Genomic DNA, 7,586 nt, shown 5'->3' with positions numbered 1-7,586 from the left:
CCCCGATCATCGCCGCGCTGAAGATCCTCAAGGGCGAGGAAGTGCCCAAGATGTGGAACCTGCCGCAACCGAAGGTCACCAGCGAGAACCTGTCGACCTACCTGAAGCCGAACATGCCGCCGCTGCACTACGCGCTGTGCGGTTGCGAGAGCCTGCCCGGGTTCCCGGAGACCTGGGGCGGGAAGAAGAGCTGACCATTTCCCTCCGCCCATTCGACGACGAAGAGGGACGCCATGTACTCCATCGGAGTGAACACCTGGGTCTGGGTCTCCCCGCTGACCGACGACGAGCTGACGCGGCTCGCGCCCCGCATCGCCGGGTGGGGCTTCGACGTCATCGAACTGCCCGTCGAGCAACCCGGCGACTGGAACCCAGACAAGGCCGCCGCGGTGCTGGCCGAGCACGGGCTGGCCGCATCCGTGGTGCTGGTCATGCCGCCGGGGCGCGAACTCGTGGCCGCCTCCCCCGAAACCATCCGCGACACCCAGGACTATCTGCGGCACTGCGTCGACGTGGCAGCGACCGTCGGCTCCCCCGTGATCGGGGGACCGGCGTACGCCTCGGTCGGCCGTACATGGCGGCTGTCACCCGAAGAGCGCCGCGCCGCCTACGCCGAACTGCGTGAGAACCTGCGGCCCGTCCTGGACCACGCGGCCGAGCGCGGGATCAAGCTCGCGGTCGAGCCGCTCAACCGGTACGAGACCAGCCTCATCAACACCGTCGAGCAGGCCCTCGACGCGCTGCCCGAGGACTGCCACCTGGCACTCGACACCTACCACATGAACATCGAGGAGAAAGACCCCGCGCACGCGGCACGGGCCGCGGCCGGCCGGATCGCGCACGTGCAGGTGTGCGGCACCGACCGCGGCACGCCGGGCGCCGACCGATTCGACTGGCCGAACTTCACCCAACGGCTGCACGACGCTGGCTATGACGGGCCGCTCGTCATCGAGTCCTTCACCGCGCACAACCAGACCATCGCCACCGCGGCCTCCATCTGGCGGCCCCTCGCCGAAAGCCAGGACGCGCTGGCCACTGACGGGCTCGCCTACCTGCGCACCCTCTGACACCGCTCGCCCATCCGACACCGGGTCACCTTCGCGCCCCCGACGCCTGCTCGCCGTCCGACTCCAGCTCACCTGCGCACCCCCTGACCGCCCATCGGCGTGCGCCCTCGTGGCGCGCGCCTTCGCAGCAGCGTTCCTTCACACCTCGGTCCGAGGTGTCGCCGCTCCCCCCAGGAGATTCGCCATGCGACGATTTCTCACTGCCCTGTTACTCCCAGCCTTGTTGCTGGCGCTGGCGCTGGCGCCGGCTCCCGCCCACGCGACCAGTGCCACCCTCCACGGCTTCCGTGCCCTGCTGTTCACCAAAGCAGCGGGATACGTGCACGCCTCCATCCCAGCCGGCATCCAGATGGTGAACGAGCTGGCCGCGGCCCATGACTTCGAGGTGGTGCAGAGCGCCGACTCCTCGGTGTTCAACGACACCGACCTGGCCACATTCGACGTCCTGATCATGCTGCAGAACTCCGGCATGGTCTGGGAGAACGACGCCCAGCGACAGGCGCTGCAGAAGTTCGTCCGGTCGGGCAAGGGCGTCGTGGCCGTCCACAACGCGCTCGACATGGGCATCGAGAACGAGTTCCCCTGGTGGGACGAGCTCATCAACGGCGGCGCCCACATGCCGGCGCACTCGCCCGGCACGCTCCAAGGGCTGGCCAAGGTCGTCGACCGCGTGCACCCCTCCACCAAGAAACTCCCGCAGCGGTGGCAGCGTGCGGAGGAGTGGTACAACTTCGCGCCCAACCCGCGCGGCAACGTGCACGTCCTGGTCGCCGCGGACGAGACGACCTACGACCCCGGCTCCTCCGCCATGGGTCCTGACCATCCGATCTCCTGGTGCCGCCAGGCCGAAGGCGCCCGGGTGTGGGCCACCGCCATGGGACACGAGTCGGCCGCCTATGCCGAGCCGGAGTTCCGCGAGCACGTTCTCGGCGGCGTCGAATGGGCGGCCGGCGCCCAGCCGGGCGACTGCGGGGGCACCGTATGGAGCAGCTTCGAGAAGGTCGCCCTGGACGACAACACCAGCAACCCGATGGAGCTGGACGTCGCCCCCGATGGGCGGGTGTTCTACGTCCAGCGCCAGGGCGAGGTGAAGATCTACAAGCCCGACACCCACATGACCGTCACCGCCGCCACCCTCAACGTCTACACCGGTGGCGAGGACGGCCTGGTCGGCATGGAACTCGACCCGAAATTCGCCCAGAACGGGTGGATCTACGTCTACTGGTCGCCTGCCGACAGTGCCCAAGACGTCAACCGGCTGTCCCGGTTCACCGTGCAGGGCGACACCATCGACCTGAGCACCGAGAAGAAGATCATCGAAATTCCCGCCTATCGCGCTCGGACCTATCCCGAGCCAGGCCACACCGGCGGCGCGGTTGAGTTCGGCCCTGACGGCAACCTCTACCTGAGCGTCGGCGACGACGTCCCTCCGAACCTGTCTCCCGACTGGCAGGGCTACGCGCCGCTCGACTGGCGGCCCGGTCAGCACATGCTGGACGCCGCCCGCACCGCGGGCAACACCAACGACCTGCGCGGTAAGATCCTGCGGGTCAAGCCGAAGGCCGACGGCGGCTACGACATCCCCGAGGGCAACCTCTTCCCGCCGGGCACCGCGAAGACCCGTCCCGAGATCTACGCCATGGGCTTCCGCAACCCCTTCCGGTTCACCGTCGACGCCAAGACGGGTTACCTGCACGTGGCCGACTACGGTCCGGACCGGGGCGGCCCCACCACCGACCGTGGCCCCGAGGGCCTGGTGGAATACGACGTCATCAAGAAGCCGGGCAACTTCGGCTGGCCGTTCTGCCACGGTGACAACCAGGCGTACGCGCCGTACAACCCGGACACCAAGGAGATCGGCGCCAAGTTCAACTGCACCGCCCCCGTCAACGAGTCACCGAACAACACCGGCCTGACCGAGCTGCCGCCGATCGAGAAGCCGATCATGTGGTACGGCTACAGCACCTCCCCGACCTTCCCCGAGCTCGGCTCGGGCGGCTCGGCGCCGATGAGCGGCCCCGTCTACCGCTACGACGCGGACAACCCCTCGAAGACCAAGTTCCCGCCCTACTTCGACGGCGTGAACTTCTTCTACGAGTGGTCGCGCCACTACATCAAGGAGATCCACCTCGACTCCAACGAGCAGGTCCTCAAGATCAACAGCTTCCTGGGGACCACACCCTTCCTCAAGCCGATGGACATGACCTTCGGCCCGGACGGCGCGATGTACCTGCTGGAGTGGGGCACCGACTTCGGCGGCGGCAACAACGACTCCGGCCTCTACCGGATCGACTATGCGGCCGGCGCCCGCTCGCCGGTGGCGAAGGCCACCTCCTCACGGGTCGACGGCGTCACCCCGCTGACCGTCGAGTTCGACGCCTCCGGCAGCTACGACCCCGACGGCGATTCCCTCACCTACGCCTGGGACTTCGACAGCGACGGCACCGTCGACTCCACCCAGGCCAAGGCCACCCACGTGTACGAGACCCCAGGCAGGTTCACCGCCCAGCTCAAGGTCACCGACAGCACCGGCAAGGAGGGCTTCGCCAACATCGAGATCACCGCCGGCAACAGCCGGCCCACAGTGACCATCGAGACCCCGCTGAACGGCACGCCGATCCAGTTCGGCCAGGACGTGCCGTACAAGATCAAGGTCACCGACCCCGAGGACGGCGAGATCGACTGCGCCAAGGTCTTCGTCAACCCGGCGCTCGGCCATGACGACCACGAGCACGAGACCGTGGAGATCCCCGGCTGCGAGGGCGTCGTCAACACCGGCGACCTCGGCGGCCACCCCGACGGCGCCAACCTGTTCTACGTCCTCAACGCCCACTACACCGACGGCTCGCAGGAAATGCCGCTCACCGGCCGTGCCAAGGCAGTCCTGCAGCCGATGCGCAAGCAGGCCGAGTTCTTCGACGCCCAGACCGGCGTGCGCGTCATCGACCAACCCGAGGCCGAGAGCGGCAAGCGCATCGGCGACATCAGCAACAACGACTGGATCTCGTTCACCCCGATGAACCTGCACGCCGTCAAGGGCGTGAACTACCGCCTGTCCAGCCCAACCGGCGGCGGGCTGATCGAGCTGCGCGCCGAGTCCCCCACCGGCCGGCTACTGGCCAGCGCCGCCGTCCCCAACACCGGGGGCTGGAACAACTACAAGCAAACCCAGACCGTCCCAGTGGCGGCGAACGCGACCACCTCGACGCTCTACGTGGTGTTCAAGAACTCCGCCAACAACGCCTTCGACCTGGACGCCGTCCAGTTCGTGGGCGAGGCTCCCCCTCCCGCGATCGAGCCCGGCGTCTACAAGGTCACCGCCCAGCACAGCGGCAAGAACGTGACCACTGAGAACGCGTCGACCGCGGACAACGCCAAGCTCGTCCAGATGGGCGCCGCCGAAGACCCCATCCAGCGGTGGGAACTGATGACCGCGCCCGGCGGCTACCAGCTCAAGAACGTCGGCAGCGGCAAGTGTGCCGACATTCCGGGCACGGCCACACCCGGCACCCAGCTGGTCCAGTGGACCTGCCACGCCAGCGGCAGCGGGGACGCGCCCAACCAGTACTTCACCGTGGTTCCGACCGGCGGCGGCGAAGGACTCTTCCAGATCGTCTCCGCCAAGACCGGACTGTGCGTCGACATCAACGGCGTCTCCCAGGCCGACGGCGCCGCGGTGATCCAATGGAACTGCACAACCTCCCCCAACCAGACCTTCCGCCTCACCAAGGTCGGCAGTGGCCCGGCCGACCAGACCGCGCCGACCAGCACGGCGAAGCAGAACCCGGCCGAGCCGAACGGCAAGGACGGCTGGTACACCGCCGCTCCCGTCGAGGTCACCCTGACCGCGGTGGACGAGGAGAACGGCAGCGGCGTGGCCGCCACCGAGTACCGCGTCGACGGCGGAGCCTGGACCGCGTACAGCATGCCGTTCACGGTGAGCGGTGACGGGGCGCGCACCCTCGAGTACCGCTCGCGGGACGGCGCGGGCAACGTCGAGCAGGCCCGCTCTCTCTCGTTCAAGATCGACACGACCGCTCCGCAGACCACCGCCTCGTTCGCCCCGCCGAACGAGAGCGGATGGAGCAAGGACTCGGTCCCGGTCGAGCTGGCCGCGCAGGACGCCCACTCCGGCGTCAAGCTCATCGAGTACTCGCTCGACGGCGGCGGCTGGAAGGCCTACGCAGGAACGCCCGTGGTGGTCGACGGTGACGGTGAGCACGAACTGCGCTACCGCACGACCGACACGGCGGGCAATCGCGAGGAGGAGAAGGCTGCGGTGCTGAAGATCGACGGCACCAAGCCCATCCTCCTTGTATCGGGCGTGGCCGACGGCGAGGTGTACGGCGATTCACAGGACGTGGTGATCACCTGGGAGGCCGTGGACGCCACCTCGGGCATCCGCACCACGACCGGCACCCTCGACGGCGCCCCGCACACCTCGGGCTCGGTGCTGCCACTGTTCACCCAGGAGCTGGCCAAGCACACGGTCGCAGTGACGTCGACGGACAACGCCGGCAACGCGGTGACCACGTCGGTGCGATTCAACGTCACCACCTCGCTACGGGACATGCAGAACCTGCTCGACCGATTCCGGGCCACCAGCTGGCTGTCGGCGAGCGCACACGACAAGCTGACGAGGAAACTGACCCAGGCCCGTAAGGCCGAGGCATCCGGCAAGGACGAAACAGCGGTGCGGCTCCTCGCCGAATTCAAGAAACTCGTCGCGGACGGGAAGCTCGTCCCGCGCGCCGACGTACGCCAGGTGCTCACCCGCGACGCCGACAAGATGATCTCGGTCATCAGCGGCTGACAACCGAACACCCCTCATAAGCCGCTGCCCCGCTACGAGCGGGGCAGCGGCACGGGCATGCTCTCACGAGCGGCGCGCCGGATGGGCGCGAAGACGACCTCCCGGCGCGGTACAGGCCCCCGGCCGCGACCTCGCTAGGCCGCCTGCCATCTCTGGTTGTCGCCGTCGTGGCAGGACCAGAGCTGGACCCGGGAGGTTGGCACGTCCACGTCCAGGCACAGGCCTGAGCCGACTCCGCGGATCGTGCCATCAGCGTTCAAGGCCCACTTCTGGTTGTCTCCTCCCTGGCAGTCGCGGATGCCGACCGCGGTGCCGTCGGTCTTGCCTTGATCCAGGGCATCCAGGCACTTCTGGCCGTCGTAGACGGTGATCTGCCCGGAGGGCGTTCTGGTCCACAGCTGGGCGCTCGTGCCGTTACAGCTGTAGACCCAGATCTGCCCGACGTTGTTGCGGCTGCCCTCGGGGACATCGAGGCAGAGTCGGGTGCCGACGTTGCGCAGGGCACTCGTGGTGACCGGGTCGATGTCCAATGTCGTGGGCCCGGGCGGGGCTGTGGCGGTCTTCCGGGGATGGCGTGGGGTGGTGCACGACCGCGCCTTGACCTGGCCGCCTGCCTGCCCGGTGCATCGGTCCACGTCGGTGACCCGCGTGCGTGGGGCCGTCCTGGCCGTGGAGCCCGCGGTCGGCTTCAGAGTGTCTTTCTGCTTGGAGGTGGACTTCGGTGTGGGTGTGGATGATGGTACCGCCCTCCACGTCGACGCGGCGGACGCCTGTGGGGGTGATGCCGCTGGGAGCTGGGGATCCGGCGGCAGGGTCAAGACGACTGCTGCGGTAGCGGCGACCACCGCTACCGCAGCGGTCACCGGGATCGCCCAGCCCGACATCCCGATGGCGGCCCCCTTCGATGCGGTGGCCTTCCCTACGGCGAGCGGCAGCAGCACGATCGGCAGCGCGGCCCGCAGTGTGGAGTTGAGGTCGCGCAGCTCGGCGAATGCCCGTGCGCAGCTTGGGCAGACGTCGAGATGCGCACGCAGCGCCCGGGGAATGCGACCGCTGGGCTTGCGGACAACCGTCGCCATCCGGTCGGCGAAACTTTGGCACTCGGGCGAGCCGGCCACAACATGAGCGGCCAGGTATGCCTTACGCAGCCCTTCGCGCGCGCGGAAGGCCAGCACGCTCACATTCCCGGGAGTGATGCCGAGGATCCGTGCGACCCGCTCGGGCTCCTCCTCCTCGATCAAGGTGTGCCACAGTACGGTCTGCCAGCGCGGCGGCAGCGAGCGGTAGGCCCGGACAACGAGGTCGTCGGAAACCTCGGGCTCTGTCACGAGCAGATCGGCGAACTCCTCAGCCCTGAACTCGCCCATCAGGACCAGACGCTGGTCGGTCCGCGCCCACTCGGCCGCCGTGTTACGCACCACGGCATACAGATAGGGACGCCACCCGCCGGACGGACCGCCCGCACCCGTGCGGACGGTCCGTAAGGTTCGGGTGAACGCCTCGCTGGCCAGGTCCTCGGCGGCCTGCGGATCCGGGGACAGACGGCGGGCGAAGGCGAGGACGGCCGCGTGGTGCCGCTCATACAGCTCCGCGACGGCATGGCTGTCGCCGGTCCTGACCCGCTGGGTCAGTTCCGCGTCCTCGCACATACGACCTTCCGTCATCTGATCAAGAATCTGTGCATCCCTCCCGGATACGACGCACCG

3 protein-coding genes and 1 pseudogene are annotated in these 7,586 nt (G+C 68.4%); 3 read left to right on the top strand and 1 reads right to left on the bottom strand.

Annotated elements, in window-relative coordinates; genetic code table 11:
• The 3 genes and pseudogenes from ABZX61_RS56740 to ABZX61_RS56730 all read left to right on the top strand — a co-directional run.
• Positions 1 to 194, top strand: a pseudogene (locus ABZX61_RS56740) (ABC transporter substrate-binding protein); the annotation flags it as partial.
• Between the two features lie 39 nt (positions 195 to 233).
• The gene (locus ABZX61_RS56735; protein WP_355209232.1) at positions 234 to 1,067 is read left to right on the top strand and encodes a sugar phosphate isomerase/epimerase family protein; all 834 of its coding nucleotides are present in this window, start codon (positions 234 to 236) and stop codon (positions 1,065 to 1,067) included.
• Positions 1,068 to 1,251: 184 nt separating this feature from the next.
• Positions 1,252 to 5,880 (top strand): ThuA domain-containing protein, encoded by a 4,629-nt coding sequence (locus tag ABZX61_RS56730; RefSeq protein ID WP_355209229.1) that lies wholly within the window; start codon positions 1,252 to 1,254, stop codon positions 5,878 to 5,880.
• Between the two features lie 134 nt (positions 5,881 to 6,014).
• On the opposite strand, the gene ABZX61_RS56725 is transcribed toward ABZX61_RS56730, so the two are convergent.
• Positions 6,015 to 7,544 carry a sigma-70 family RNA polymerase sigma factor gene (locus ABZX61_RS56725; RefSeq protein ID WP_355209226.1) on the bottom strand — a complete coding sequence of 510 codons (1,530 nt, stop codon included), beginning with the start codon at positions 7,542 to 7,544 and terminating at the stop codon, positions 6,015 to 6,017.
• Positions 7,545 to 7,586: the final 42 nt, after the last annotated feature.

It is taken from the genome of Nonomuraea sp. NPDC003709 (assembly GCF_040610775.1).
GTDB classification, from domain to species: Bacteria; Actinomycetota; Actinomycetes; order Streptosporangiales; family Streptosporangiaceae; genus Nonomuraea; species Nonomuraea angiospora_A.
The sequence above is the reverse complement of the archived record's forward strand: the minus strand, read 5'-3'. Positions and strand labels throughout refer to the sequence as shown.

Bases quoted from the DNA above. Each gene is read 5' to 3' on its own strand.
- ABZX61_RS56735 (WP_355209232.1), top strand. From the start codon at position 234: ATGTACTCCATCGGAGTGAACACCTGGGTCTGGGTCTCCCCGCTGACC.
- ABZX61_RS56730 (WP_355209229.1), top strand. From the start codon at position 1,252: ATGCGACGATTTCTCACTGCCCTGTTACTCCCAGCCTTGTTGCTGGCG.
- ABZX61_RS56725 (WP_355209226.1), bottom strand. From the start codon at position 7,544: ATGACGGAAGGTCGTATGTGCGAGGACGCGGAACTGACCCAGCGGGTC.